This is a genomic window from Paenibacillus sp. GP183 (genome assembly GCF_900104695.1).
Classification (GTDB): Bacteria; Bacillota; Bacilli; order Paenibacillales; family NBRC-103111; genus Paenibacillus_AI.
The window spans coordinates 4727387-4752904 of the sequence record NZ_FNSW01000001.1 but is presented as its reverse complement, the minus strand read 5'-3'; the positions used below and the strand labels follow the sequence as shown (position 1 = coordinate 4752904).

At 47.1% G+C, this 25518-nt stretch carries 28 protein-coding genes; 10 read left to right on the top strand and 18 right to left on the bottom strand.

Annotated elements, in window-relative coordinates:
* Nucleotides 1–136 precede the first annotated feature (136 nt).
* On the top strand, nt 137–283 hold the full coding sequence (locus BLV33_RS23595) for a YqzM family protein (RefSeq protein ID WP_090797644.1): 147 nt from the start codon (nt 137–139) through the stop codon (nt 281–283).
* Between the two features lie 93 nt (nt 284–376).
* On the opposite strand, the gene dnaI is transcribed toward BLV33_RS23595, so the two are convergent.
* From dnaI to BLV33_RS23575, 4 genes are all read right to left on the bottom strand, one after another.
* Nucleotides 377–1327, bottom strand: a complete 951-nt coding sequence (gene dnaI, locus BLV33_RS23590) for a primosomal protein DnaI (RefSeq protein ID WP_090797642.1) — start codon at nt 1325–1327, stop codon at nt 377–379.
* Nucleotides 1328–1368: 41 nt separating this feature from the next.
* The gene (locus BLV33_RS23585; RefSeq protein ID WP_090797641.1) at nt 1369–2877 is read right to left on the bottom strand and encodes a replication initiation and membrane attachment family protein; all 1509 of its coding nucleotides are present in this window, start codon (nt 2875–2877) and stop codon (nt 1369–1371) included.
* Nucleotides 2878–3105: 228 nt separating this feature from the next.
* Nucleotides 3106–3984, bottom strand: coding sequence for an alpha/beta fold hydrolase (locus tag BLV33_RS23580; protein WP_090797640.1), 879 nt, complete (start codon nt 3982–3984; stop codon nt 3106–3108).
* Between the two features lie 74 nt (nt 3985–4058).
* Nucleotides 4059–4340: a YuiB family protein gene (locus tag BLV33_RS23575; RefSeq protein WP_171909270.1), complete on the bottom strand. Its 282-nt coding sequence runs from the start codon at nt 4338–4340 to the stop codon at nt 4059–4061.
* Nucleotides 4341–4528: 188 nt separating this feature from the next.
* Between BLV33_RS23575 and hemQ the strand changes: the two genes are divergently transcribed.
* On the top strand, nt 4529–5275 hold the full coding sequence (hemQ, locus tag BLV33_RS23570) for a hydrogen peroxide-dependent heme synthase (protein WP_090797638.1): 747 nt from the start codon (nt 4529–4531) through the stop codon (nt 5273–5275).
* A 50-nt stretch (nt 5276–5325) separates the two neighbouring features.
* On the opposite strand, the gene BLV33_RS23565 is transcribed toward hemQ, so the two are convergent.
* Both BLV33_RS23565 and BLV33_RS23560 read right to left on the bottom strand, forming a co-directional pair.
* Nucleotides 5326–5601, bottom strand: a complete 276-nt coding sequence (locus tag BLV33_RS23565; protein ID WP_090797636.1) for a hypothetical protein — start codon at nt 5599–5601, stop codon at nt 5326–5328.
* 14 nt (nt 5602–5615) lie between these two features.
* Entirely contained in the window at nt 5616–6806 is a 1191-nt protein-coding gene (locus tag BLV33_RS23560; protein ID WP_090797634.1) for an NAD(P)/FAD-dependent oxidoreductase, read from the bottom strand.
* A gap of 331 nt (nt 6807–7137) precedes the next feature.
* Between BLV33_RS23560 and BLV33_RS23555 the strand changes: the two genes are divergently transcribed.
* Both BLV33_RS23555 and BLV33_RS23550 read left to right on the top strand, forming a co-directional pair.
* Nucleotides 7138–8139 (top strand): NAD(P)/FAD-dependent oxidoreductase, encoded by a 1002-nt coding sequence (locus BLV33_RS23555; RefSeq protein WP_290439062.1) that lies wholly within the window; start codon nt 7138–7140, stop codon nt 8137–8139.
* 274 nt (nt 8140–8413) lie between these two features.
* Nucleotides 8414–8575 (top strand): mechanosensitive ion channel protein MscL, encoded by a 162-nt coding sequence (locus BLV33_RS23550; RefSeq protein WP_090797632.1) that lies wholly within the window; start codon nt 8414–8416, stop codon nt 8573–8575.
* 232 nt (nt 8576–8807) lie between these two features.
* On the opposite strand, the gene BLV33_RS23545 is transcribed toward BLV33_RS23550, so the two are convergent.
* Together BLV33_RS23545 and erpA are read right to left on the bottom strand one after the other, a co-directional pair.
* Nucleotides 8808–8999: a hypothetical protein gene (locus tag BLV33_RS23545; protein WP_090797631.1), complete on the bottom strand. Its 192-nt coding sequence runs from the start codon at nt 8997–8999 to the stop codon at nt 8808–8810.
* A 166-nt stretch (nt 9000–9165) separates the two neighbouring features.
* A complete protein-coding gene (erpA, locus tag BLV33_RS23540; protein WP_090797629.1) occupies nt 9166–9537 on the bottom strand; it encodes an iron-sulfur cluster insertion protein ErpA in 372 nt (123 codons plus the stop codon).
* Nucleotides 9538–9767: 230 nt separating this feature from the next.
* Between erpA and mqnE the strand changes: the two genes are divergently transcribed.
* Nucleotides 9768–10868: an aminofutalosine synthase MqnE gene (gene mqnE / locus BLV33_RS23535; protein ID WP_090797627.1), complete on the top strand. Its 1101-nt coding sequence runs from the start codon at nt 9768–9770 to the stop codon at nt 10866–10868.
* Nucleotides 10869–10909: 41 nt separating this feature from the next.
* Nucleotides 10910–11974, top strand: coding sequence for an NAD(P)/FAD-dependent oxidoreductase (locus tag BLV33_RS23530; protein ID WP_090797626.1), 1065 nt, complete (start codon nt 10910–10912; stop codon nt 11972–11974).
* 4 nt (nt 11975–11978) lie between these two features.
* On the opposite strand, the gene BLV33_RS23525 is transcribed toward BLV33_RS23530, so the two are convergent.
* Entirely contained in the window at nt 11979–12233 is a 255-nt protein-coding gene (locus tag BLV33_RS23525) for a YuzB family protein (RefSeq protein ID WP_090797624.1), read from the bottom strand.
* Nucleotides 12234–12415: 182 nt separating this feature from the next.
* Here BLV33_RS23525 and BLV33_RS23520 point away from each other — a divergent pair, with 182 nt between their 5' ends.
* The gene (locus BLV33_RS23520; RefSeq protein ID WP_090797623.1) at nt 12416–12661 is read left to right on the top strand and encodes a NifU family protein; all 246 of its coding nucleotides are present in this window, start codon (nt 12416–12418) and stop codon (nt 12659–12661) included.
* 105 nt (nt 12662–12766) lie between these two features.
* On the opposite strand, the gene BLV33_RS23515 is transcribed toward BLV33_RS23520, so the two are convergent.
* From BLV33_RS23515 to BLV33_RS23490, 6 genes are all read right to left on the bottom strand, one after another.
* On the bottom strand, nt 12767–13558 hold the full coding sequence (locus tag BLV33_RS23515) for an SDR family oxidoreductase (protein WP_090797621.1): 792 nt from the start codon (nt 13556–13558) through the stop codon (nt 12767–12769).
* A gap of 6 nt (nt 13559–13564) precedes the next feature.
* Nucleotides 13565–14272 carry a Cthe_2314 family HEPN domain-containing protein gene (locus tag BLV33_RS23510; RefSeq protein ID WP_090797619.1) on the bottom strand — a complete coding sequence of 236 codons (708 nt, stop codon included), beginning with the start codon at nt 14270–14272 and terminating at the stop codon, nt 13565–13567.
* 26 nt (nt 14273–14298) lie between these two features.
* Complete coding sequence (locus BLV33_RS23505) at nt 14299–15252, bottom strand: DMT family transporter (protein ID WP_090797618.1); 954 nt, start codon at nt 15250–15252, stop codon at nt 14299–14301.
* Entirely contained in the window at nt 15249–17009 is a 1761-nt protein-coding gene (locus tag BLV33_RS23500; protein WP_090797616.1) for a UbiD family decarboxylase, read from the bottom strand. The genes BLV33_RS23505 and BLV33_RS23500 overlap by 4 nt, the downstream gene beginning before the upstream one ends.
* Before the next feature lie 32 nt (nt 17010–17041).
* The gene (locus tag BLV33_RS23495; RefSeq protein WP_090797614.1) at nt 17042–17962 is read right to left on the bottom strand and encodes a COX15/CtaA family protein; all 921 of its coding nucleotides are present in this window, start codon (nt 17960–17962) and stop codon (nt 17042–17044) included.
* A 288-nt stretch (nt 17963–18250) separates the two neighbouring features.
* Complete coding sequence (locus BLV33_RS23490) at nt 18251–18598, bottom strand: thioredoxin family protein (RefSeq protein ID WP_366414863.1); 348 nt, start codon at nt 18596–18598, stop codon at nt 18251–18253.
* 154 nt (nt 18599–18752) lie between these two features.
* Here BLV33_RS23490 and BLV33_RS23485 point away from each other — a divergent pair, with 154 nt between their 5' ends.
* Both BLV33_RS23485 and BLV33_RS23480 read left to right on the top strand, forming a co-directional pair.
* Nucleotides 18753–19592, top strand: coding sequence for an SPFH domain-containing protein (locus tag BLV33_RS23485; protein WP_090797610.1), 840 nt, complete (start codon nt 18753–18755; stop codon nt 19590–19592).
* 4 nt (nt 19593–19596) lie between these two features.
* On the top strand, nt 19597–19806 hold the full coding sequence (locus BLV33_RS23480; RefSeq protein ID WP_090797609.1) for a type II toxin-antitoxin system antitoxin: 210 nt from the start codon (nt 19597–19599) through the stop codon (nt 19804–19806).
* Between the two features lie 112 nt (nt 19807–19918).
* Here BLV33_RS23480 and BLV33_RS23475 read toward each other — a convergent pair whose 3' ends face one another.
* The gene (locus BLV33_RS23475) at nt 19919–21487 is read right to left on the bottom strand and encodes a copper amine oxidase N-terminal domain-containing protein (RefSeq protein ID WP_090797607.1); all 1569 of its coding nucleotides are present in this window, start codon (nt 21485–21487) and stop codon (nt 19919–19921) included.
* A 306-nt stretch (nt 21488–21793) separates the two neighbouring features.
* Between BLV33_RS23475 and BLV33_RS23470 the strand changes: the two genes are divergently transcribed.
* Nucleotides 21794–23080 (top strand): DUF2515 family protein, encoded by a 1287-nt coding sequence (locus tag BLV33_RS23470; protein ID WP_090797605.1) that lies wholly within the window; start codon nt 21794–21796, stop codon nt 23078–23080.
* On the opposite strand, the gene BLV33_RS23465 is transcribed toward BLV33_RS23470, so the two are convergent.
* Together BLV33_RS23465 and BLV33_RS23460 are read right to left on the bottom strand one after the other, a co-directional pair.
* Complete coding sequence (locus BLV33_RS23465; protein WP_090797603.1) at nt 23077–24762, bottom strand: putative polysaccharide biosynthesis protein; 1686 nt, start codon at nt 24760–24762, stop codon at nt 23077–23079. The two genes, BLV33_RS23470 and BLV33_RS23465, sit on opposite strands and share 4 nt — an antisense overlap.
* Nucleotides 24763–24780: 18 nt before the next feature.
* On the bottom strand, nt 24781–25503 hold the full coding sequence (locus BLV33_RS23460) for a ThuA domain-containing protein (RefSeq protein ID WP_090797601.1): 723 nt from the start codon (nt 25501–25503) through the stop codon (nt 24781–24783).
* Nucleotides 25504–25518 lie beyond the last annotated feature (15 nt).

The following is a 25518-nucleotide window of genomic DNA, read 5'->3' as shown; positions in this document are numbered from 1 at the left end:
GCAGTTTCCACAGCCCAGCATGCCAACATAATGCAGTGTTTGCATAATTGTCACTTCCTCTGCCTTTACAAGGTTTGTTGAAGTTGGGTATACTATGCATACAACCAATTTTGAACGTTATGAAGGGGGTACAAGCATGAGTGATCCTAAACACCCGGAGCTTCATGTGAATGAGGAGCCGCGCAATGATTTCATGGATACAGCCATTGGATTCGGCGCTTTTTTCGGTTTCTTGCTGCTCATGGGCATTGTGGCCACTATAATTACAATGATGAGAGGTTAATGAACGAAGTGCCTATGTGAAGAAGCTGCGCCAAATGGTCCAATTGACCATAAGAGCAGCTTCTTTTTTATGGAAAAAACCAAGTAAACAGTCTTAGCTTCCACGCTTGTTCGAACCCTTCACATGCACCAAATCGACAAATGGGCGAATTCGGTCCATGATGCGTTGGCCCTTGAATTCTTCGTCTCCGTCTTTGTTGGTGAAGCTGAAATGCTTCTCCAGCCCGGATAAGTCATAGTTCGAAGTGAAAAAGGTCGGCTTGCGGTTCATCCGATGATTGAGGATTGCCCCCATCACATGGTCTCGCAGCCATGGATTCAGGTTCTCGGCTCCGATATCATCGAACACAAGCAAATCCACATCCTTCAGCAGATCTATCGTCTCCTTCAGCTTGTAAGGCTCTTGGAACATACCCTTCAGGTCCTCCGCGAAGTCAGGTGTATAGACGATAGCGCCGGTCATACCGACTTTCGCCAGCTGATAAAGCATATAGCACATGAGGAAAGTTTTCCCTGTTCCAAACGAACCCACCAGATAGAGACCGGTGTTTTGCAGTCCGTTATCGATCGTTTTTTCCACATAATGATTGATTTGGTCTACAGCCTTTGCCCGGTCCAAATCCTTTTCCAAAATATCGCCATAGGAATATGCTCGGCTGAATACATGGGGATCAACGTGGAAGGTATGTATCCGATTGCTGATCGCATCCTGCATTTGTTTAGCTGTGAACAGCTTGCAGGCTACTTTCTCTTCATGTACAAAAGGCCGCCCATTTAATATTTCCGCATCAAGCAAGGTGTAATGTCCCTGCATATCATTCGGGCAGAGCTCGAGCCCGGGGCAGTTTGCGCAATTTTTATTCTCGGTCACGTGTTGATACAGTTTGTTCATGTTAATTTTTAAGGTATAATCGTCGACTTCCGGATGTTTTTGGCGAAAATTGTGAATGAGAGGATCATTGAGAACCAGATTAACTTTGGCTTCCGCAATTTTTCTCCATTCGGAGTTTGGCATTGATTTTAACAGATTAGACAGGGATTCCAATGGACACTACTCCTAACTTCATATGCATGCGGGCTGCTGTGTTACCGATTGAATTTCTCATCAAGCTTTTGAGCTCTTTTTCGCATGATTTCCAATTCTTCGTCTGTGAGTCTTAAGGCTTGAGCGGAATCCTGAATGATGGGAATATTCGGCTTCTGCTTATTGCCCTGCCTGCCGCGCGTAGCCGAGCTTCCGCCTGATTTGGCCGCTTCCACTTTGGATTGGGCCTTCTCTTTAAAACGCAGCTTCTCACGCACATAATCAACGGCCTGCTCATAGCTTACAACCTGCTTGCCCAGCATATCGGACGCCACGGCTTCAATCGATGACTTCGCCCAAGAACGGCGGTCAATATGTAGAAAATGGATAAGGACATTAATGACTTCCTCATTCAATTTATAATTCAAATCAATTTTTTCAAAAATATTAAGCACACCGTCCGGGATTGAGCCTTGGGTGAAAAACTTCTTCAGCACATAGGTATAAGGCTCATTACGCAAAATGTAGTTGTATTGATGGTCCGTGCATTCCTTCCGCAACTGTGTCGGGACCTCCAGGTAATATTGCATCTCCACGGATTTTTCCCCAGACTGCTCGTTCTCCTGTGAGGCTTCCTGCCCACCGGATGCACGATCATCCGATCTAGCGAGTACGCGTTCTCTCTCCTCGGTCCGCTTTTTATTCTGCCTGTAAAATAAATTGGCATTGTATTGCAGCTTATCGGTCAGCAGCATGCCCTCTTCGGTGAAAACACCATCTTCGTCCAGCAGCCGACATGTTTCCTGCAAGGATAAATTATATTTTTTGGCCGCAATATTGATGGAAACCATTTGATCCGGCTTATGCTTTAACGCCTCTACAAAGATTCGGTTGCTTGATCCACGCGGAAAACGCATGATGATATCGGCATATTCAAAGCCTTTAGTCGATACATCAAGGTGGGGATCCGTGTGTTTAGCCGCTGAAGCTTCATACAAAGCCTGTTCCAGCTCATAATCGATCACCTGCGTGTTCAGTTGGAATAGATCATAGAAGGGTACCGATAGATTCTCCGAATTCTCGCCGCGGCTTTCTTCCGGCTCTGGCGATAACAGCTCGTCCCTCAGGGCAAGCAGCATGAACTTGCCTACCTTATCCCTAAGCAGCAGCGTCAGATGCTGGTTGCGAAAAAATTCATTCGGGCTTAGCGGTGCAAACAGTGTATATTCATACATATAATCCTCTTCTGCAGCTATATACTTTCTCGATGTCTGCAGCAGCCCGATCGCTTCAAGCTTCGAGGATTGCTCGATGAAAAATTTGCGTCCGCGTTCCCCCTGCTCCAGCTCCAGCATCAGAAACAGCCTCCGCTGCTGCTCTAATGGGGAGTATCCTGTCCGCTCGGAGCTTAGCTGTTGGGACAGTGTTTGATAGAGGGTTATGGCATATGCACCAACCATTGGCTGGTACATCATGGTCAGCATTTTGTAGTCCAAGCCGCTTAAAGAAAAGTCGCGATTCACACAGAAACGATGATTTTCCGTAAAATGCAGCATATTCGTAATTCGCATATCTCTAAGCTCCATCCTGCCAAAATCAAAGTCTATTACTTAACTAACTCTCTATCAGTCTACCACAAATAGATGCATCCGAGAACCAAGGATAAACGGCTACACCGTCCTAAACGACGAGCGGGTTTTTCAAGGTTGATGCGGAGCTATATAAGTTTAGAAAAACTTATACTTTCATATCAGCACAAAAAAACCTGCTTCGCGGTCAGGTCTCTTCAATATTCCGGCCTAGCTTACGGGCAAATCTTTTTGAAGATCTTCTTCGTGTAAATACATCTCTGGATTGAGTTTTTTCGCTATTTTCAAATCAAGCTCATTTCGATCGATGACTTGATCATCAAGGCTTTGAACCCACAGCCGGATGAGATCATTCATCCGCGATGCGTGCTTGATGGGGATATGGTGTTGCCCGTCCTTAATAAAATATAAGGAACTATTCGGCAGCCTTTCATGCAGCAGATGTGCGTAACTGTGATAAGTGGTGTCATTTTGACCATATATCAATAACACAGGCTTTTGTATGCTGTGCAGCCTGTTTACGTAATTATAACGGCGGCTGTATTCAAAATATTGCTGCTGGTTACGGGGGTCCCCCCGCAAGGAGCTCCTTCGCAAATTTTGGAAGGTGAGCCTCATATCGGCGTTGCCCAGTGATATTGCAGCCGACACAAGAGAACGCAGCGGCCGAATCGAAGACATTTGGGCCGACAGCCAAGCCGCACCTCGGTGCAAACCGACACTGAGCTCCGCCATGCCGCTGACAATAATGCCACCTAGAGTTCTCTCAGGGTAGGCCATAAGCGCCTCGAGCACGATGGCACCCGCAGAGGAATATCCGCAAAAGTAGGCTTTTTCTATATCCAATGCATCAAGCAGTTGTCTCATATCTTCCGCGATCAGAGGATAGGTCAGTTTACGTTCGGACGGTTTGCTTTCACCATGACCGCGGATATCAAACGTGATCACCTCAAACTCATCCGAAAGCTGCGCTTTTTGGTAATTAAACGTTTCAATTGTGAGCAGCGGCGGATGAATAAACACGATCGGGATTCCCTTGCCGGTTTTATGAACATGCAGTACTGTACCGTTAACCTCTATTTTGGGCATGGGCTTACCTCCAATTGAAAAAATTGCTTTCCCTTTTAGAGTGACCCATTTTAATCAAGATTATTGGTCCATTCTTAAAACATTTTAAACCCACGCACACGCAGTGCCTTGATCGCAGATCCGCTTAAAACAGCTCCAACAAGACCGCCAACAGCAGGAATATAATCTGCATAGGTGTAGCCGGATACATTGCTGGTTAATGACCCCGCGGTCCCCCAATACACAACGAAAATGATGACCACTGCAAAATAAGCATAAATCGGAAACCAAGTGGTCTTCATCAGCATATTTAAAATGAAGCCAATTCCAAAAAACAAGACGAGCAGCAGCACCGTCACGATCATTAATTGTATCAAAAACTTTCAGCTCCTTGAGAATCGTTCTCCCATTATTGTAATCCACGCAATACCCAAGGTAAAGTGTACACAAAATGAACTTTTTCGCCGCCATGCTTTGTTCATTTGCCCTTTCGCAGGGAATTGGATACAATGAAGTGGAATTTAAGCCGATGGCCTGTACATATGAATAAGGGAGTGACACCGCGATGAGTGAAGCCGTACAAACGCTGGAGGGCTGGTATGCTCTGCATGATTTCCGCTTGATTGACTGGAATGCATGGAAAGCCGCAGATCCTAAGCACCGTAAGCTTGCACAGGAGGAGCTTGAAGCTTTCTTGAACGAGTGGCAGCAAATAGAAAACGATAAAACTGGAAGTACCGCCGTATACAGCATCGTCGGGCAAAAGGCCGATTTTATGTTTATGCATATGCGTGAAACCTTGGAAGAGCTTAATGAGCTTGAGAACGCGTTTAATAAATCGGCGTTTGCTGATTTTACAATCCCTGTGTACTCATATGTATCTATAGTGGAACTAAGCAGTTATCTAGCGAAGCCTGGAATAGATCCCATGGACGATCCGGAGCTTGCGGCCAGACTGAAGCCGATTCTTCCGAAGGCGAGACATATTTGTTTCTATCCGATGAATAAACGCCGCGAAGGCAGCGATAACTGGTATATGCTCCCGGCCGAAGACCGCAAAACGATGATGCGCAGCCACGGAATGATCGGCCGTACTTATGCCGGAAAAGTGAAACAAATCATCACGGGTTCCGTTGGCCTGGACGATTGGGAGTGGGGAGTCACCTTATTTGCCGAGGATGCCCTTCAATTCAAGAAGCTGGTCTACGAAATGCGCTTTGATGAAGTCAGTGCAAGATATGGAGAATTCGGTGATTTCTATGTCGGCAATATCCTGAATCAAGATGGCTTTAACAAACTGCTGAGCCTTTAAAATGAAACAAAAAGGAAGCTTGTCGCTTAAAAGCGCAGCTTCCCTCTAATTCACTCTTCATCCTCATCCCGGATCGCAGCGAGCTCCGCTTCTATCTGAGCTTTGCGGGCCAGGTATTCTTCCGTATCGCGGTCACGCTGCCGGCCTTTTTCTTTCAACCGTTCAATCGCAGGCAATATGAGGATATCGATTTCTTTTTGAATAACAGCAACCAGATCGTATCTGCTTGAACTCTCCAAAAAATGGCCCACATCCATCAAAGCATTATAGCGGTCCAATTCATCTCGGGTTAGGAGTCCTCTAACTTGGACACTGCAGTGTCTCATGGAAATTCTCCGTTCTAGAACCGACCTTTGCGGATAACCAGGGGTATGCCTCCAATAATGTAAAGGTATCTCATATCAACAACTTTTTTCATAATTGCAGCCGTATTTCCCTTGAGTTTACGTGAACCTACGATACCGATCGCTTCCCCTTTACCCAGAGAAGCCACAACGCCTTTATTTGAAAATTTGAACGGCTTCGGCTGTGTATTACGAATGGATGCGATCAAATTGTGAGCGCAAGCCTCGCCTTGTTGCGTAGCAATTTGGGCAGTTGGCGGGAAAGGCCTGCCTTCGTCGTTCATCACGATGGAGCAATCCCCTACAATATATATATTTTCAAATTGCGGTGAACGCAGATATTCATCGACCTTAATTCTTCCGCGCATCGTTTCAAAGCCGGCATCCTCCAGCATATGGTTGCCGCGAATACCGCCGGTCCAAATCACTGTAGTCGATTTAATGAACTCATCTCCAGCTAAAAGCACGCCTTCCGGGGTACATTCTTTAATCGCAACTCCGATTTTAAAGGTAACGCCTTTTTGCTCAAGAACCTTCATTCCGTATTCGACAAGTTCAGGGTCAAAACCAGGAAGCATGGTCGGCGCAGCTTCAACGTTATAAATTTTCACCCACGATGGATCGACATCAAATTCCTTGCAAAGCTCTGGAATACGGTCCGCCAGCTCTCCAATGAACTCGATGCCGGTAAAGCCTGCGCCGCCAATGACAAAGGTCAGGTAATCCTTGCGATCCGGTTCACGCTTGAACTTGGCAAATTGATACTCAATGTGCTCGCGAATGAGTCTGACGCTATTGATGCTGCGAATATTCATCGCATATTCTTTAAGTCCGGGAATGCCAAAGGTTTCCGGCTCTCCGCCCAGCCCGATAACCAGATAATCAAAAGAAAGTGTGCCGTCCTCCAAAATAACTTTCTTTTCATGCGGACGAATTTGTGTAACGGTAGATTTTACAAAATCGACCTTAAACTCATCAATCAGCTTTAAGATATCGACACGCGCATTCTCAGGGTTGTCCGTTCCGGCAGCAGGCATATGCAAGTGGGTGGTGATGTAATGGTAATCGTGCTTATTGACAAGTGTAACGTCGGCTTCATTATAATTCAGCTCTTTTTGCAGACGAATCGCTGTAACGATTCCACCATATCCTGCTCCCAGGATGACGATTCTTGGTATTCGACTCATGTCTCTGTCACTTCCATATCCGTGTTTTTTGTCTATTTTTGTACTTTGTGAAAAATTACACAATCTGCCTCGAAAAATGAATGCAGTTCATAGTTTGCTCGAAACTACAACTTAGTATGAGGACAGAAAATGGAATTAGCCGCAGAAAAAAATCAATCCTTCAACCATCATATAATGTACAAAAACAAATTTCAAGTGCTAATTTGCCAACTAAAAAGCTGATTCCCTGTTGAAATCATATTTTTCTGTTTCTTTCGCCAATACGTGCGTTTATAATGGAATAATGATTAAAGAAGATCTGAAGAGGAAAATACACAGAGGAGAGATCGAGTTGAACGAACGTGTTTTAGACCAAGAAATTCTCGATATTACAGTGATCGGAGGAGGCCCTGCCGGGATGTTCGCCGCCTTCTATGCGGGAATGCGCCAGGCATCAGCCAAAATTATCGAGAGTATGCCTCAGCTCGGGGGGCAGCTGGCCGCTTTATATCCGGAAAAGGACATAAACGATGTAGCCGGATTTCCAAAAGTAACGGCTCAACAGCTGGTTAATAATTTACTGGAGCAAATGAAGCATTTCCCGATAGATGTTCGTTTGGAAGAGAAAGTGCTCCAAGTGATCAAGAAGGAAGAACGTTTATTTGAAATTGTGACGGACAAAATGAGCCATCTCAGTCGTGCTGTCATCATTTCCGGAGGCGTAGGCGCCTTTGAACCGCGAAAATTGGAGCTTCCGGAAGCCGCACAGTATGAGAAGAAAAACTTGCATTATTTTGTCAATGATTTGAATGCATTTACCGGTAAAAATGTTTTGATCAGCGGCGGCGGCGACTCGGCCGTGGACTGGGCATTAATGCTTGAACCGATCGCAGCTAATGTTAAGTTGATTCATCGAAGAGATAAATTCCGCGCCCATGAACACAGTGTGGAAAAATTGATGAGCTCCAAGGTTGAAATCATCACACCCACAGAAATCACCAAGCTTCACGGTGCGGATCTCATTGAACAAATCACTTTGAAGGACATTAAATCCGGCATGGAAACTCTCCATGAAGTAGATGCTTGCATCATCAATTTCGGCTTCGTTTCCGCGCTCGGTCCTATCGCTGAATGGGGACTTGAGATTGATAGCGGGTCCATTGTGGTAGATTCCCGCATGGAGACGAGCATTCCCGGCATTTTTGCGGCTGGTGACATCACCACTTATCCGGGCAAGCTTAAGCTGATTGCTGTAGGATTTGGAGAAGCGCCTACTGCCATTAACAATGCGAAGGTATATATTGATCCATCTGCCAAATTGTCCCCTGGACATAGCAGCAATATGAAGTTTTAAAATTTGGGTACATCTCCTCTTATTAACATTACGGGATGTACCTTTTGTATGCTTATCCACATTAATTTGTGCATAAGCTGTGAGTATTAAGTGAATAAGGACTAATAATTCACAAACCTGTAGTGTGGATTTGTGGATAAAGTTATGCACATTTCAATTTTTACATTTACAGTAGAAACACATGAAGTTCACAAAATCGCTACGGAATATTAATCCTGCTTTAACATAACCCCCTTACACTGAAAAAGTAAAAACAAATGTGAGGGTGATAGATATGATCGTATACGATATTGTACTCAATGGTGTAATCAAGGAAACCATTCAGCCGCGCAAGAAATCATTAAAAGAAATCTATGCTTTCATGCTTGAACAGAGCAAATTAATGAAAGCCAAGTATGGCGAGAATGTAAAAATTAACGGCCGCATGATTTATTAACCTTTAAGGGAAACTAGCTGTGCAGGCTAAAAGTTCCCAAAGAGGTGCACAAATGAAAACCAAATCCAAAGTCGGCTTCAGCCATATTGTTGGAATTATTGTTGTAACAGGCATTGTTATCGTCGCTTTTATCGTTTTTTCCTTCTATTCCTCCCGTTAGAGGAAAACGAAAAGACCTTTTCCTTTTTGGAAAAAGTCTGTTTGTTTGTATATGGTTTATGATGACTTTTTTTTAATGTAAAAGAGTCGAAGAAGATAGCAGCCCCTTATCTGGAGGGATCTCTGTAAAATACGAAAAAAATGCCATTCCGGAATCGCCTCCCTCGTCCTCCCATTTACCTGTCAGCATCCGCAGCTCGATCCATTTTCCGCCGAGAGTCTTTACATAAAGAATGCGGCCAATTCGTTTTCCGTGTTTGAACATTTTTTCGCCCCCTCAATTTAAATGAGGAACACCCCATACATTACTATTACCCATATTCTGGAATCCTGTAACCTTTATAATTCAAAATAAAAAACCTTCCCAATCCCATGTATATACATCATACACAAGCTTGGAAAGGTCGTAATGATTTATTGAAAATCGCTTTTTAAACCTCGACTTTATCGTCGCATTTCTCCACAAGACCCTCTTCATCTTTCATCTTGAACGAGGAACCGCATCCGCAGGAAGCTACCGCATTCGGATTGTTGATCGTGAAGCCGCCGCCCATGCCGGAATCTTTGTAGTCAATTTCCACCCCGTATAAATACTTGGAGCTTTCCGCATCCACTACAACTTTAAGCCCGTGAATCTCGAAAACCTTATCATCCTGCTTCTGATCATCGTCGAAGCCCATACCGTATGAGAAACCGCTGCAGCCTCCAGCCTTGACGCCAAGACGCATGAACAGGTTAGGTGTTTCTTCAGCAGATAGAAGTTCTTTGATCTTATCGGATGCTGATTCGCTAATGTTAATCATGTCGGATAACCTCCTATCGAAATAGGGATTCATAAAGAATACCCTTCGTCATACCTTGTGAGTAAGGTTGCTAGCATGCCTTATCCTTATTATACTCCTATGCACGATAATCCTCAAGGGTATAGGAATTGAGGTTGCCCCTCCCCCCTACTAGGTTTATAATAGTTATCGGACTACATGTGCGGCATTTTTTTGCGATTATTAATTTGAATAGAAAGTGGGTAATAAGTATGAGCGTCGTTATTAGCAATCCGGAGAAACGAATGGCCGAAATCACCGACAAGGTTGAGAATGGACAACGTCTGAGCTTGGAGGACGGATTATTTCTATATCAGTCAGATGACTTGTTGACCATTGGGCAGTTAGCCAACAAGGTCAATCTTCGAATGAACGGTAAAAAAGTTTATTTTATCGAAAACATGAGCCTTTATTTCACCAATGTTTGCGAAGCACACTGCGCATTCTGCCATTTCCGCAGAGATCCCGGCGAACAAGGGGCTTATACGCTGACTCCAGATGAAATGATCGACTATATCGGCAAGCATTATCATCCTGCTATGCGTGAATTTCATATTACTGGCGGACACAACACTGAAGTTTCATTTGACTACTATGTGGATTCCATTAAAGCACTAAAAAAACATTATCCTAATGTCACCATTAAGGCGCATACGGCTGCCGAGATCGAATTTTTTTCCCGGATTAGCGGCCTTAGCTACAAGGAAGTCCTGCAAACATTGATGGACGCCGGCCTTAGCACCCTCACCGGTGGCGGTGCTGAGATTTTGTCCGAGCGTTATCGCGAGAAGATGGGGGTAGGGAAGGCAAATACCGAGCAATGGCTTGAAGTGCAGCGTGTAGCTCATTCCCTCGGGCTGCGGACGCATGCGACTATGCTTTATGGCTCCATCGAAACGCTGGAGGAACGCCTTCAGCACATGATTTATTTGCGCGAACTGCAAGATGAGACAGGCGGTTTTATGGTGTTTATCCCTAATGCCGTGCAGCCGGCAAGTGTAAATGCCGGAATCAAACGCAGAGTGTCCGCTTTTGATGACCTGAAGACCATAGCCATCAGCCGCCTGATGGTGGATAATATCCAACATATTAAAGCATATTTCATCAATCTCGGGACCCAATTAACTCAGATTGCATTAAACTTCGGAGCCTCAGATGCCCATGGAACGATCGTCAATGAGCGTATTTCTCATGCGGCAGGAGCGTTATCTCCAGATGGACTAACCCGTGACGAGCTGGTTTGGCTAATCAAGGGCGCAGGACGTATACCCGTTGAGCGCGATACCTTTTATAATGAAATCAAAATTTATTAGAGATAATATAACTACAATCGGTAGAAGGGAACCTGCAAAATATGAAGAAGCTTGTAATTCTCGGTGGTGGTTATGGCGGATTTACCATAGCCAACCATTTGCTCGAGAAGGATCTGCCGGAAGATACAGTGATCGTTCTGATTGACCGGATGCCGTTCCAGGGATTGAAAACGGAGTATTATGCGCTTGCTTCGGGAACGATTGCCGAGACGCATATTCGAGTATCCTTTCCTGTTGATCCAAGGCTTATTCTGACCTATGGCGAAGTGAGTGCTGTTGATCTGGAGACTAAAGAGGTTCGTTTTGCGAACAGAGAGCCACTGGAGTATGACTGGCTGGTCATTGGGCTTGGATGCGTAGACAATTATCATGGAATCCTCGGTGCCGAGACTTACTCCAACAGCATACAGACATTTGGCAAGACGCGAGAAACTTATCAAAAAGTGAACGATGTTGCGCCATACGGTCAAGTCTCCATTATTGGAGGCGGCCTCAGCGGTGTGGAAATGGCTTCCGAGCTTAGAGAAAGCCGGCCGGATCTCAATATAAGGCTGATTGACCGCGGGCCCAGCCTGATGTCCGGATTCCCGGGAAACCTTCAGCAGTATGTGCGGGAATGGATGGAGTTACATCAAATCGAACTGAGACCCCTTGTCTCATTAGTGAGGCTTGATGGCGGGGATTTATACAATAATGAAGAAATCATTCGCACCGATGTTACGATCTGGACCGCAGGCATTCAACCAAGCCCCGTTGTGCAGGCATTGAATGTGGACAAGGATCCGACGGGCCGAGTGGTTCTGAATGAGTATCATCAGATCCCGAATTATACGGATGTGTATGTGGTAGGCGATTGTGCCAGTCTTCCCTTCTCGCCCAGCGCGCAAGTCGCTGAGGCACAAGGCAAGCAAATTGCTGAAGTGATTCAGGCGATTTGGAAAGGAGAAACCCCTCGGCTTGGAAAAATCAAGCTCAAAGGGGTTCTGGGATCGCTCGGCAAAAAGTCCGGCTTCGGCCTTATGGGCAAACGCACCGTCATGACTGGCAAAATCGCCAGAGCACTAAAAAGCGGCGTGTTATGGATGTCAAAGCGTCATTTTGGATAAAATATTATTCACCAAAGAGATCATACATTGCTTCGATCTCTTTTATTTTGTCCAGTATTAGGCCATAAAGCTCGTCTGCATCAGATGCCGCGATTATCTCGCCATTGAGCAGCGCATAGGGCTCCATATAGCACTGCCCGCAATTGCCGAGACAACCGTATTCGATTACATCGTAATCCGGGTTCTCTTCGAGTTTTTTCATCACACGGTCTGTGCCGTGATGCATATTGCTTGCGCAGAATTCAATAATGGGTCTCATGTTCAAGTCCACCTTAATCATCTATAATTATAAACGGATGTGTTTACCTGTTTTTAGGCGAAGCCAACTTCCGTGGATCGTATCCTTATAGGGTACCTCATCCTGAAAATATTGCAACATCAAAGAGGCTTTTTAATTTTATGAAAATGTACTATAATAAGAGAAGAAGGGAGATGGATCAAATGACTGAAAGTACACAAATAGAAATGTATGACGAAGTCCTTGAGGTTCTCGATAAGCTTCGGCCATTTCTGCAACGTGACGGCGGTGACGTCGAGCTCGTAGACGTAGAAGACGGTATCGTTAAGCTGAAACTCATGGGTGCCTGTGGAAGCTGCCCAAGTTCAACCATTACGCTGAAAGCCGGTATCGAGCGCGCGTTGTTGGAAGAAGTGGAAGGCATTCAAGAAGTTGTACAGGTATTTTAAGATATAAGTTTGAAATGGGCTTGCCGAAGAGGCAGGCTCTTTTTGACGGGGATGTGCAGGCTTAACTGATGGCGTTGAACCAGGAACCAGTCCCTTAGGCTCGGCTTAGCCCTTGCGCTGCTGTAAAGCAGGCAGTGTTTCAATCGGATCCAGACCGCCGGATATATCGATAATATTGCCTGTGATAAAATCCGAATCGGGATGGCACAGGAAGGCGATCATGCGGGCCACATCCTCACCTGTTCCCTGCCGGCCCACAGGCGTTTCCGGATCGAAGCTTCGGCGTGCTTCGTCAATTGAACGTTCTTTGAATATGCCGCGGATATCGCCGGGGCATATCATGTTGACCGTGATCCCGCTCCCCGACTCCTCCTCCGCCAAGGACTTGGTGAAGGAAACCAGCCCCACCTTTGCTGCCGCATAGGCTGCCCGATGCATCCAGCCTCTGGCTTCCGAGGCCTTGCCGAAGCCAAAATGGATGATACGTCCCCACTTGTTCTCCTGCATCATGGGTAAAATGAGTGCGTCGAGCTCCATGACTCCAAGCATGTTGCCGCGAGTGATATAGTCCACCTCATCGAGGCTGTAATCGACAAAATGCCGCCTTTCCCTGATAAAGGGTCCCGCGTTATTGACGAGAATATCCACACGGCCAAATTGCTCGCGAACCTCTTCAACGATACGCACAATATCGTCGCGTTTGGAAATATCCCCCCGTACCGCGATGCTTCTTACACCTAGCCGTTCAATTTCCTGAACAAGCTCAAGCGCTTCCACCTTACTATTGACATAGTTGATTACTATGTTGCACCCCTGTCTGGCCAGCACTAGCGCTGTTATTTTTCCCAAACCTTTGGCGCTTCCGGTAATCAGTGCAGTTTTCCGTGCCTCTCTCACAGTCCTCTACCCCTTTGCCGCTTTATCGGTAATATAAGTAAACGCGAATGTCAGTGTGGTGCAAACCATGTCGAACCCGATGCGGAGATCCTCGATATTCCCCTTCACATTTTCCACATGAATCCGGCTGCTGAACGTCGACAGCTCTTTCGATAGATCATCAAGCATTTCGGCGTTGATAGAATGAATTTCCATATTTCTTAGATTTCGCAGCCGATCCAGCGGTTCTTTGTTGACTGTCTTTAAATCATACAACTGTTGCTCAAGGGATGCATGCAGATGGAGCTGGTGCATTCTTCGCAGCACAGTGAAGTAAGAGAACCGCGCTTTAAGCGTCTCAGTTTTGAGTTCAAAATATTCATTCAAAAAGAAACCCAGTTTATCCAGAATCGAGAATAAGCGAATGAATGCATTTTTATAAAAATAAACAAAACGGCGGTAATCGTCAAGCTCATCAGGACTCATTTGCTCCAGAAACGCATCATGGATCCTTGCGGCATACTGCTCGCTGCAGTACTGGCTTTGCTCCAATTCATCCAGCGCATCGATAAAGCTTTGGCTCCAGATCGCAAAACGGTGATGCTGCACTTGGATTTGGGGAACTTTGCTCTCTTTGGAGTGTAAAACGGCCAAGTAGCCGCGAATAGCATTACCAGCTGTAAGCAGTTTTCCGGAATCTTTGCGCCTGGGCTCATGGAATAAAATTCTTAGCATTCGTTCACCTCACCTTGTCTATTGAGCTAGATTGGATTGTCCCGAGTTTGCTCCGATTGACGAATCGTTTGTAAACTGTCGCGCTGTACCAAATACATGGCAATCAACACCCCGGCGCCGCCAAGGCATTGATACAGAGTAATGGATTCTCCAGCAATCCATACACCGGCAATGGCTGCAGTAATAGGCAGTAGGTAACCGTAGGCCGAGGCTCGGAAAGGCCCCAGACTGGCCAAGCACAAATTATGAACAAAAAAACCGATGGCTGATGCAAAAATGGCTGTGTAAGCGAGTGTGATCCATCCGACGTGAGTGATGCCTGACAAATAAGCAGCATCCGCTTTCCATATCACAAAAGGCAGCAAGGTTAGCGCCGCTGCAGTCATTTCCAGGGAAATCAACAAAATGGGCGGATATTTAAGCATCAGCCGATTCATAACAATCAAGTACAAAGCTCCAAGTAAGCTTCTGAGCAGCAGCAGCGCATCCCCGCGGAAGGTGTCAGCTCCCATATGGAAGCCGGAAGGGCCAGCCGAAACAATCACAATCACCCCGAGAAAAGCCAAGGGCACGCCCAGAGCTATCCGCCAGGTCAGACGCATCTGACCCATCAATAAGGCCATGAGAGCTGTAATGATCGGCATAAAGCCTCTCCCTAATACGGCTCCGTTCGCTGCGTTGGAATATTGCAGCGCATATTGTAGCATAGTTTCCATGCCCAAAGCCGTTAGAACGCCCAAAGCACATGCCTTCAGCAAATCTTTGCCGGCGATCCGAAGCTTCATCGAGCGGGAACGAAAGTAAAAGTAAGTATACACCCACAAGAACGGAATAATACTGGCGAACCGAAGACCGTTAAAAACAAGGGGGTCCCATTCTTTACCGCCTATTTTTAATGAGGTCATATTAATTCCCCATAGAATGTAAACCAGAACGAACCCCAGATGCGGCAAAAGCTTTTTGATGGTTTCCCGGTTCATCCGAAGTATTCCTTCCAGCGGCGGTCCACCAGCTCTACGATATCTTCGCGCGGAAACAGCTCATCCGGGTAGCCGGGCTTCATCCGGGCATCGATCACAATCGGAAATTCATATCCGATATGATGGCGATTCACACTGGACTCTGCATACATATCCGCAGCCGGATTAAAGCGGGTAAATACGGTCCAAAGAAACTGTGTTTGGTCCGAAGCGATATCGATACTGTCCACTAAGATGACCAGTGGCCATTCTTTTAGGCGATGTGCGGAGTTCGCCAGCAAGCGCTGCGGAAGCTGAGGCTCCTGCGCATAGGCGGCGCCGGAAACGACCAGACAGCCTCCGCAGTAAACGGCTGCGCCGTTAATCTCTGGCAGCTCGCCGCCTGTGTAGGCGCGTGGCAGTTCCCGAACAGGCGCGCCGATGCCGAGCATGACGGCTTTGCTGCCGTGATTGAGCTGATCGCCCGTGTAGTCGAGCGTATCGTGCGATGTATGATTGAAGATAAACAAATCTCTATGCGGATCAAAGCGCTCCAGCACGGTTTCCAGCAGCAGCGGGAAGTCCGACAGCTCCACGGGTTGATCCGTGACGATCAGGAACTTCGTGAGCGTCAGCTGCCCTTCCCCCAGGATGCGGAAGGCCGAGCCGATCGCTTCGCGCTTGTAGCTTTCACGGACGACGGCGGCGGCTAATGGATGGAAGCCGGTCTCGGCGTACGTCCATAGCGACTTGATGCCGGGCATGGCCATCGGGAAGGCTGGCGACAGCAGCCTTTGCAGGAATTCGCCAAGGAAGTAATCCTCCTGGCGGGGCTTGCCGACGATCGTAGCCGGATAGATCGCGTCTTTGCGGTGCCACACATGATTCACGTTGAAGACGGGGAAATCATGGGTGAGCGAGTAATACCCGAAGTGGTCGCCGAACGGCCCTTCGGGGCGTCTGATCCGCGGCGGCACAAGGCCGCTGATCGCGAATTCCGCCTCGGCCACGAGGCGGTGCTTCCCATGGGGGTCCTTGACCATGGGAAGCTTCTTCCCGAGGATGAGCGAAGCGAGCATCAGCTCGGGAAGGTGTTCGGGCACGGGCGCGATCGCCGAGGCGATGAGCGCGGGAGGCCCTCCCAGGAACACGGTGACGGGCAGGGCCTGGTCCCGCAGCTCGGCTTCGTGATAGTGGAAGCCGCCGCCTTTGTGGATTTGCCAGTGCATCCCTGTGGTGCGGTCATCATACACCTGCATGCGGTACATGCCCAGGTTATGATGCCCCCCGTCGGGATGCTCGGTGTATACCAGCGGCAGCGTGACGAACGGGCCGCCGTCCTCCTGCCAGCACGTCAGGACGGGCAGCTGCGCCAGCGGGGTTTCGCGGTTGCAGGCTCCCAGGATGGGAGCCTGGCTCGCGGGCACCTCTTTGGTGCCCACCTTGAGCAGATCGAAGATCAGGGCTCGCTCGCCCCAGAGCGCTTGCGGAGTAGGCGGAAGCAGCGAGCTTGAAGCGTTCACAACCGCTTTCATAAACTGCTCCGGCTTGGGCCCGAAAGCCAAATCGACGCGGCGGCTTGTCCCAAAGAGATTCGTCACGACCGGAAAAGGACTGCCCTTGACATTCGTAAACAATAAAGCGGGTCCCTGATCATCAATGACACGCCTATGGATTTCGGCCAGCTCCAGGTAAGGATCTACAGGAGCTGAAATCTCGACGATTTGATTTTCCTGGCGAAGCACATCAATAAAGGCTCTAAGATTTTGGTGAATCATGCTTATTTACCCCTTCCTCCGCTCGTGATCGCTCATCTGATCTCGATAGAGGTTTTCTTATAATAGAACGTTAATACACACAGGTAGCTAAGAAGTCCAAACAAACAAGCGATGATAACTGCATGCATCATCCCTGCGAATAAGTAGAATAAATCATTTCCGATGGACCAGGTTACTACAGCACCGCTGATGACCTGGGTAAGGACAAGAATAAACGCCCACTTGCTTCCCTGTACGATGGGTTCTGTGGGGTGATATCCTTTTCTTGCAGTCAAAAATAAGATCAGGATGCAGAAGAAAAGCAGCAATGCAGCAATACGGTGTGTGTACACAATCCCCGTCGCGCCGGACATATCAGGTATAAGCTGCCCATTGCAGAGCGGCCAGCCTGAACAGCCTCCCGAAGATACCGTATGTCGAACGAAGGCACCCAAATAGACAACTGCATAGCAATAAATGGCGGTAACCCAAACGAGAATTCGCAAACCTTTAGTAAGATTTCCTCCGATTTTTGAGGTGTAATCGCCCCACCGGGTAAACACTAAGGCCAGAAGCAGCGTACAAGCAAAGGCCAGCAGCGACAGTCCAAAATGTAAAGCCAATATCGCAGAGGATTGTGGCCATTTAACAGCCATGGCTCCCAATACCGCTTGTAGGAGTGTAAAAAAAACGGCTCCGGCTACGAATAACCTTGCATCACTACGCTTTATATAACGAAATACGAGCAATGCTGTAACCACCAGCAGCAAGGTGACAATGCCGACTACGGCTCTGTGACTGTATTCGATGAAAGATGAGATCGTATAGGCCGGCACAAATTTGCCGTTGCAAAGCGGCCAATCATCGCCGCAGCCTCTTCCGGATTCGGTTTTGGTTACAAGCGCGCCCATAACCAGCACAATGAACATTCCGATGGCGGACAAGCTGGCCAATCTCTTTATGATTTTATGCATGCTTGCACCTTCTTCTATGGTGAAAATGCGGTAGGTTCAGGACATACCAGTATCATTATAGCCGTTAATGGAAGGCAAAGCCATTCGCAAATGTTACAAACCATTGAAGCTGACGTTCAACCAAGGATAAACGGCTACGCCGTCTTAAAAGACGAGCGCGTTTGTCAAGGTTGATGCGAAGCAAGATAAGTTTTGAAAAACTTATACTTTCTGATCAACGCAAAAAGACGGCCCCGGTATGGCAGGAACCGCCTTTACTTGCTGCGATATGAATCGCTTCTGGCCATCTTACTTCACGTAAGCACCCGAAGCTTCAATGGCTTTCTCCAGGAATTCCTCGATTTCTTCTCGTGTTTTGCGCAGTTTACTAACAAAGCGAGCTAATTCTTGACCATCATAAAAGGCCAGGAAGCTTGGAATGCCGAGAATGTTAAGCTGTTCACAAAGCTCAGGCAGCTCATCCCGATCCAGCTCGATGAAGGAGATCTGATCGTATTTTTTCTCGAGATCCGGCATAAAAGGCTCAATATAATGGCAGTCCGGGCACCAGGTCGTTTTAAACACAGCAACTGTAATTTGAGGTAGAGTTATTAAAGCTTGAAAATCCTGCTCTTTTGAGATCTTTTTCATCCTAATCACCTCGTTGGACAATTTTTTGAATTTACTTACTTATAGCATGCAGATACTGTAAATGTCAATAATACAGTTAGGAACGATTTACATTTAAAGGGAAAAGTGATATCATATAAATATCAATTAAATATTATATCAATGACTAGGAGAATGGCGAATGAATGAACGTAAAGCTTGGTCGATTAATGGATTTATCGGGTTGCTTTTATTTTTGATAGCTGTCGCCATCGGTATATGGTTATTGGTGCAAGAAATCATCGTCCCTGGCATCGTACTGATAGTAATCGCCTTTATTTTCGCCTCCACCATTACTGTGGTTCAGCCCAATGAAGCCTCTGTGGTTACGTTTTTCGGTAGCTACGTGGGTACTATTCGCAAGAGCGGGCTATGGTTGATTATTCCTTTTTCCATACGCAAAAAAATCTCCTTGCGTGTGCGCAACTTCAACAGCGTAAAGCTGAAGGTCAATGATGTTGAAGGAAATCCAGTTGAAATTGCAGCAGTTGTCGTATTTAAGGTTGTGGATACTTATAAAGCTCTGTTCGAGGTTGACAATTACGAAAAGTTTGTTGAAATCCAAAGCGAAACTGCCCTCCGTCATGTTGCCAGCAGGTACCCCTATGACCGGTTCGACGGAGAAGGCTACTCGCTGCGGGGGAACGCAGATGAGGTAGCAGCTGAGTTGAACCAGGAGCTGCAGGTTCGCCTGGCTGTAGCGGGTGTGGAGGTCATGGAATCGCGGTTGACTCACCTCGCGTATGCCACCGAAATTGCCAGCGCGATGCTGCAGCGCCAGCAAGCATCTGCCATTCTCGCCGCTCGCCAAACGATAGTGGAAGGTGCGGTAGGCATGGTGCAAATGGCTATCAGCAAGCTTGAGGCAGAGGGCTTGCAGCTGGATGAGGAAAAGAAGGCCGCTATGATCAACAATTTGCTTGTTGCGATCGTATCGGACCGTTCGGCGAGTCCGGTCATCAATACCGGGTCGCTCTACTAGCTCCATGGCTCCCAAGAAGAATTTCCCTCTTCGCCTCGATCCAAAGCTGCATGCAGCTTTGGAACACTGGGCGGAGGATGAATTTCGCAGCGTGAACGGCCACATCGAATACCTGCTCCGCGAAGCACTGCTGCGAGCCGGACGGCTGCCGCGTCCGCGCCCTGATCTTACGAGCTCCGACACGCCAAATGCGGGTGATGGCGCTGAAGAATAGGCTTTTCATACCGCGCGGTTTGGTACTGCAAGACGGCTGGTCACCCACAAGCCCACATAAAAAGGCTGCAAGGAGGAAATCTCCTTACAGCCTTTTTATGTGGTGATCCCTGTTAATCCCGTGCTATGGTGACGGTTCGTGTGGCGTTATTCCAGCTGATGGTACCTCCGAGTCCTTGCTCGGTGATAAACCGAACGGGCACATAGGTGCTGCCGCCGCTGTTGATGATGGCTTCAGTATCCAGTGTGACTGCTTTTCCGTTTAACAACGCCGTTTTGCTGCCGATGGTGAAGACAATACTATTACCGGTCAGCTCATCCTTCACGGTAACCTCTCTTTTGACGCCGTCCCATTTCACTTCGGCATCCAATTGTTCAACCACGTATCGAACGGGAACCAGCGTAAAGCCGTTTTGGATAAAAGGCTTACCGCTCTCACCCGGATCTTGCCCTGCATCCTGACCCATCTTCATTGCCAATCTTTTGCGTGTTAGCTGCAAATCTTCCCGGAAGGTCAGATAAGCTGTAGACTGCTTGTCAAATATGCTGAGCAGCTTGGAAGGATTCAAGAATTTGCCGCCCTCGCTCCCTCCTAATTTTAGAGAATCACCCGTCAACGTATAAGCATCGGCTTTAACTGGCTTATTCTGATTCCAGCTTTCGCCGGAAGCCATTATTTTAATTGCGCTAATAACCTTCGTGTTGCTTGCCGGAGCTGGGAGAAGAACTTCAACCGCCGATTTGCGGGCCAATAGTCCTCTGTCCAAATAAAAATCCGATTTCACGTACATTTGATCGGTAAACATTTCACTCGATTTGATGCTCGCTGTAGTTTTTTCCGCAAACGAGACTGCATACTCTTGAACCATACCGTACAAAAAGTTAACAGCGGTTTCTTTATTGGATATGACGATAGCAACCAAAGGATTCAAGCTTTCCTTATTTTTCAAAATCTCCGGCGCCAGCACATCATAAAGCGAACCGAGCAATTCTTTCATGCCTTTTTCATCTGCTACAATGCTGGTCATCAGTTTTTGAAGCATTTGGCCCGCTTCGGTGCCTGATATTTCGGTATGAAGCTTATTTAAGCTGAGGGATTCCCCGTGTACGGTCTCTGTTACTGGAGTGATCGAGATATTCTTCGGATTTGTCTCCACATGCGCGGTAATATAACCGGCGAATAATGGCAGCAGATCTGCGGACTTCTGCATCAATGGAGCGCTGATCATATCAAGCACCGATTGGGTGATTGAACTCGTTTGGGAGCCATTCATGACTGAGCTAAGAAGTGTTTTTCCTACATTCAGTACGATTGGCTTGCTCGCGCCTTCAATCTTGATGACCGTCTGCTCCCCACTCGTATAGATGTTAAAAGAAATCTTTCCACGCGCTGTAGTAAGAAAACCGTCATAAGAAGCATGCTGAGCGTCCTCTTTTTTTGAATTAAATGTGATAGCAATATTCTTGAGCTTGTCTAGAACTGCCTTTTGCTCAGGTGTGGCGGATGCTGGAGGAATAAGTTCAACAGCTACATTCATGGAAGCCTCGCTCGAAACTACTTTAAAGTTATTGACGACAGGTTGGTTTATATCCACGCCGCCAACGCTTTGGCAACCGGCAACCACTACCATCGCGGCAGCGAGCAGTCCACAAGCCAGCTTTTTCCCATATGTACGAATCACGATTACATCATTCTCCTTTGCTCTTCTGGACTAGCTTTCTTATTAAAACTATAGCAATAGATTATACGCCTGACTAGAGTAAAAAGACTCACCACTTTTATTTTTTTCGCATAAAAAAAGGAAATTAATCGAGTAAAACAGCCATAACCTAGAAGTAATGGAAACCCGGATAATGGGAAAGCTTACAAGGATGAACGCCTAAGCCGTCCAAAATGACGAGCGCGTTTGTCAAGGTTGATGCGAAGCAAGATAAATTTAGAAAAAAATTATACTTTCTTATCAACTGAAAAAAGGAAGTGAGCATCCATGGCCGGCACCCGTGAAGAAAGAAGCTTGGAGCATCTCGCGAGCAAACTCCTTCGGCTCCCTGTAACCTTGTTTAAGCTGGCGACCGAAAAAATAAAGACTCTCTCCTATTCGGCCAAGATGGCTCAAAGCGCCAACATGATTGTGGTTTCCCCTGCTGCGGTAAAACATATTCGACAAGTTTTGCTGGAACATAAGAAGAACTCACAAGCTGTATCGCAAGCAATCCCTTCCCTCCATGCAGTAGAACTACAAATGATCGATCAAATTCGCCGGCAGACCCAGCGGCATAATCGCAATAATGTTACACGCACACAAGCTTACTGGCACGTTTACAAAAACCATTCTGAACTGCATTGGGCCTTGCTTGCTCATATGGTTTCGCGAAACGGCGGCTGGTGTATGACCGATCTCAAAGGGGATTTGCTTCCCCAACTGCTTAATACCTCCCAGATTGAAAGCATATTTGCCTTTTTGGAAAAGGCGAACGGGCTGATTTTTCATGATGCCTATCCACAGCTGCTGTTGTATGTGGAGAGTAAACGTGTGAATCGAAGCCTCTTTCATTTGCTGCCCTTCCTGCAGGTTTCCGCATTTATGCATCCGGTTTGGGAGCATTTCTGGATGCATCGGGAACCTTCCGTGCTGACGATTTCACTGATTATCAATGAGCAAAACTATATCGAGCAAAGAATCGTTCAAGATCCTTACTACAAGAAGTCAGTGCTCGGCACAATCACCTTTCTCCTTCAATCACTGATGCAGCTTAATCATGTCATTTTTCCCTATTTTACAGACTCGGCGCGCGAACCCAGGCTGGCTGGACTTATTCTTGAAGATTTCAATGATTTGAAGGAACGCATCGAATTTGGCAAAAAGCTGTATGCTATTCTATTCGGTCTCCACACGGTGCATCAAGGAATTATAGCCTTTGCCGAAAAGACTCCCCACACCGGATCCCGGATGGATTATTGGCCCCAATTGTTCGCTTCCATCAGAAAAGCCCCTCCAGAGCTTGCATTCAAGGAGAGGCTGACGGGCTGTCAGTTGATCAAAGAAACAGAACCGCTGTACAGCGCCATGCTGAAGGATGCTTGGTCCGACCGTCCCTTGGGCTCATTGGAGCCTGGAGATTGGTTTGACCCGAAGAAACCATCTCAGCCTCTGCGCCATTTGGCGTCGATTCAAGTGCCTTTTCTTTTCGATATGACTTCGGAAGCTTGCTTGGGTTTGAATAAGCTTGAGCTTGCCATATTAGCAGGCGAACCCTTCAGCTTCAGCCCTTAAGAATTGGACCGCTTTAAGAGTCGCGCTGATTTGGCGATCAGCTTTTGCAGAGGTTTCGGAAAGCTCTCTACATCTTCTTTAGTAACTACTCGAGTCATTATTAGCAGGAGCGGATATAACCCGAGTACAACCCCACTAACCAGGACGGCACGAATTCCTTCATCAATCCTATTTCCAAACAGATGAACATAGTTGTGAGTCAGCCACTCCACACCTGATCCTGCCCCTGCAATAATGGCTATCGAAAGAAGCAATCCGCTCCAGCGATTCCCAAGAATTCGAAAGTTGACCACCTTGCGTAAGTCTCTCAGGTTCATCCATGACATGACCATAAAGCACAGGCCTGTTGAAGCAATAATGCCATAAATACCAGTGGAAGGTGCAAGTAAATAACTGCCTGCCAGTTTAACCGCGACTCCGACCGCAACACTGATCATCAAGAGCTTCATGCGTCCCATCCCCATTAGAACGGCTCCGCTGGTTTGCATAACAATCTGGAACATCGCACTTATCGTCAATAATGAGATCATATAAGGACCATGGGCGAGACCATAGCTCGAATCTTCATAGCCGAAAATAAACCAGTCTATCGGCCTTGCGGCAATGCTTATCACGAGCACCATTGGAAGTCCCGACAAAATTGCCAGCTGCAGGACACGGCTTGTTTGATGCCCTACTTGTTTCAAATCCTTACGAGAAAAAGCAGCGGAAATAATAGGAACTACCGATTGGCTTAATGCGATTGCAAGAATAATAGGCAAGCCTGCCAAAGACTGCGCGCGTCCTCCCAATATCCCCACGAGATTTAGCGCAACTTTATCCCCAAGCTTATCTCCCAACAGACGAATAATAATGGATGAATCAATATTATAAATGAAGGTGACCGTAATAGAAAAGATGACAATGGGGATGGAGAGCTTTAGCAAATCTATGTAAATCCTTGAATAGCTAAGACTCTCGACTCTGTTGGAATGGATTGGTTTATATCCCATAGCAGCCATTTGATTTCTAGCCGTTTGGGCATTTCGCGAAGACCCTTTTCGATCTTCCCTCCGCAATTTTCGAGCAAAATACATCATGATAAAAAGAGCAGCAAAGCCACCTGTCACGCCTCCGAATGAAGCACCTGCGACCGCCCATTCCAGGCTTACATTTAATAATAGAACGGCGAAGCCAACAGCGGTAATAATCCGGATGATTTGCTCGATTACCTGCGAAATTCCGTTTGGCATCATATTTTGCCTGCCTTGGAAATAGCCTCTCATGATCGCAATCATTGGAAAAAATAGAAGGGCGGGCGCTATAGCCCGCGTGGCCAGAACTGCATTCGGATCACCGGAAATGCCATGAGCATAAAAAGGCGCCAGGATGTAAAGCAGTACCGCCATTATCACTCCCGCGACTAAAGCAAACAAAGCTGCCGCACGATAAATTTTATCGGCTTCAGCTTGGCGCCCTAGCTCTGTCTTTTCGGAGATTAATTTGCTTAATGCGCTTGGAATTCCGGCAGTCGCAATAACAAGCAGTGTTGAGTAAAGGTTAAACGCTATCGTGTAGCTGCCCATGCCTTCGTCGCCGAGCAAATAAACGAGCGGAATACGCTGAAATACGCCGAGAAATCGGGCAATCAGCGCGGCAACCGTCAGGATCAGCGTTCCTTTTACCAGTGAATCCTTAGTCAAAGCCCGTACCTTCTTCCGTTATTTCAACTTAATTTTTTCCAGCGGCTTATGATTGCCGTAAACAGGCTTTGCAGCTCCTTGCAGGGCAGCCCATCTGACTCCGTTGGAAATCACCTTCAACACGTTGGTATCGTAAAAGGTTGGATAAGCTTCATGACCTGGACGGAAGTAGAAAATCTTGCCGTTACCGCGATGGTATGTGCAGCCGCTGCGGAAAACCTCTCCGCCTTCGAACCAGCTGACCAGAATCAGTTCATCCGGTGCCGGTATGTCAAAGTGCTCGCCATACATCTCCTCACGCTCAAGCTCAAAATACTCGCCAAGCCCCGCTGCAATCGGATGTGCAGGATTAACGACCCAAATGCGCTCCTTTTCATCCGCTTCTCTCCACTTTAAATCACAGGAGGTTCCCATGAGCTTCTTGAAAATCTTGGAGAAGTGACCGGAATGCAGCACGATTAAACCCATCCCGTCCAGTACTCTCTGATGGACACGGTTCACAATTTCATCCGCCACCATGTGATGTCCTTGATGTCCCCACCATATTAACACATCCGTGTTATCCAGAATCTCTTGGGTCAGGCCATGCTCAGGTTGTTCCAGGGTAGCCGTCTGCACTTCAAAATCCTCATGCTCAATACCCTGCGCGATTGCACTATGAATCCCTTCCGGATACACCTTTTGAACCTCTTCATCCGTTCTCTCGTGCATATTTTCGTTCCAAACCAGCACTCTGATCATCCGCCAAAAACTCCC

Bases quoted from the DNA above. Each gene is read 5' to 3' on its own strand.
- BLV33_RS23595 (WP_090797644.1), top strand. From the start codon at position 137: ATGAGTGATCCTAAACACCCGGAGCTTCATGTGAATGAGGAGCCGCGC.
- BLV33_RS23585 (WP_090797641.1), bottom strand. From the start codon at position 2,877: ATGCGAATTACGAATATGCTGCATTTTACGGAAAATCATCGTTTCTGT.
- BLV33_RS23580 (WP_090797640.1), bottom strand. From the start codon at position 3,984: ATGCCCAAAATAGAGGTTAACGGTACAGTACTGCATGTTCATAAAACC.
- hemQ (WP_090797638.1), top strand. From the start codon at position 4,529: ATGAGTGAAGCCGTACAAACGCTGGAGGGCTGGTATGCTCTGCATGAT.
- BLV33_RS23565 (WP_090797636.1), bottom strand. From the start codon at position 5,601: ATGAGACACTGCAGTGTCCAAGTTAGAGGACTCCTAACCCGAGATGAA.
- BLV33_RS23560 (WP_090797634.1), bottom strand. From the start codon at position 6,806: ATGAGTCGAATACCAAGAATCGTCATCCTGGGAGCAGGATATGGTGGA.
- BLV33_RS23550 (WP_090797632.1), top strand. From the start codon at position 8,414: ATGATCGTATACGATATTGTACTCAATGGTGTAATCAAGGAAACCATT.
- BLV33_RS23545 (WP_090797631.1), bottom strand. From the start codon at position 8,999: ATGTTCAAACACGGAAAACGAATTGGCCGCATTCTTTATGTAAAGACT.
- erpA (WP_090797629.1), bottom strand. From the start codon at position 9,537: ATGATTAACATTAGCGAATCAGCATCCGATAAGATCAAAGAACTTCTA.
- mqnE (WP_090797627.1), top strand. From the start codon at position 9,768: ATGAGCGTCGTTATTAGCAATCCGGAGAAACGAATGGCCGAAATCACC.
- BLV33_RS23530 (WP_090797626.1), top strand. From the start codon at position 10,910: ATGAAGAAGCTTGTAATTCTCGGTGGTGGTTATGGCGGATTTACCATA.
- BLV33_RS23525 (WP_090797624.1), bottom strand. From the start codon at position 12,233: ATGAGACCCATTATTGAATTCTGCGCAAGCAATATGCATCACGGCACA.
- BLV33_RS23520 (WP_090797623.1), top strand. From the start codon at position 12,416: ATGACTGAAAGTACACAAATAGAAATGTATGACGAAGTCCTTGAGGTT.
- BLV33_RS23510 (WP_090797619.1), bottom strand. From the start codon at position 14,272: ATGCTAAGAATTTTATTCCATGAGCCCAGGCGCAAAGATTCCGGAAAA.
- BLV33_RS23505 (WP_090797618.1), bottom strand. From the start codon at position 15,252: ATGAACCGGGAAACCATCAAAAAGCTTTTGCCGCATCTGGGGTTCGTT.
- BLV33_RS23500 (WP_090797616.1), bottom strand. From the start codon at position 17,009: ATGATTCACCAAAATCTTAGAGCCTTTATTGATGTGCTTCGCCAGGAA.
- BLV33_RS23495 (WP_090797614.1), bottom strand. From the start codon at position 17,962: ATGCATAAAATCATAAAGAGATTGGCCAGCTTGTCCGCCATCGGAATG.
- BLV33_RS23485 (WP_090797610.1), top strand. From the start codon at position 18,753: ATGAATGAACGTAAAGCTTGGTCGATTAATGGATTTATCGGGTTGCTT.
- BLV33_RS23480 (WP_090797609.1), top strand. From the start codon at position 19,597: ATGGCTCCCAAGAAGAATTTCCCTCTTCGCCTCGATCCAAAGCTGCAT.
- BLV33_RS23470 (WP_090797605.1), top strand. From the start codon at position 21,794: ATGGCCGGCACCCGTGAAGAAAGAAGCTTGGAGCATCTCGCGAGCAAA.
- BLV33_RS23460 (WP_090797601.1), bottom strand. From the start codon at position 25,503: ATGATCAGAGTGCTGGTTTGGAACGAAAATATGCACGAGAGAACGGAT.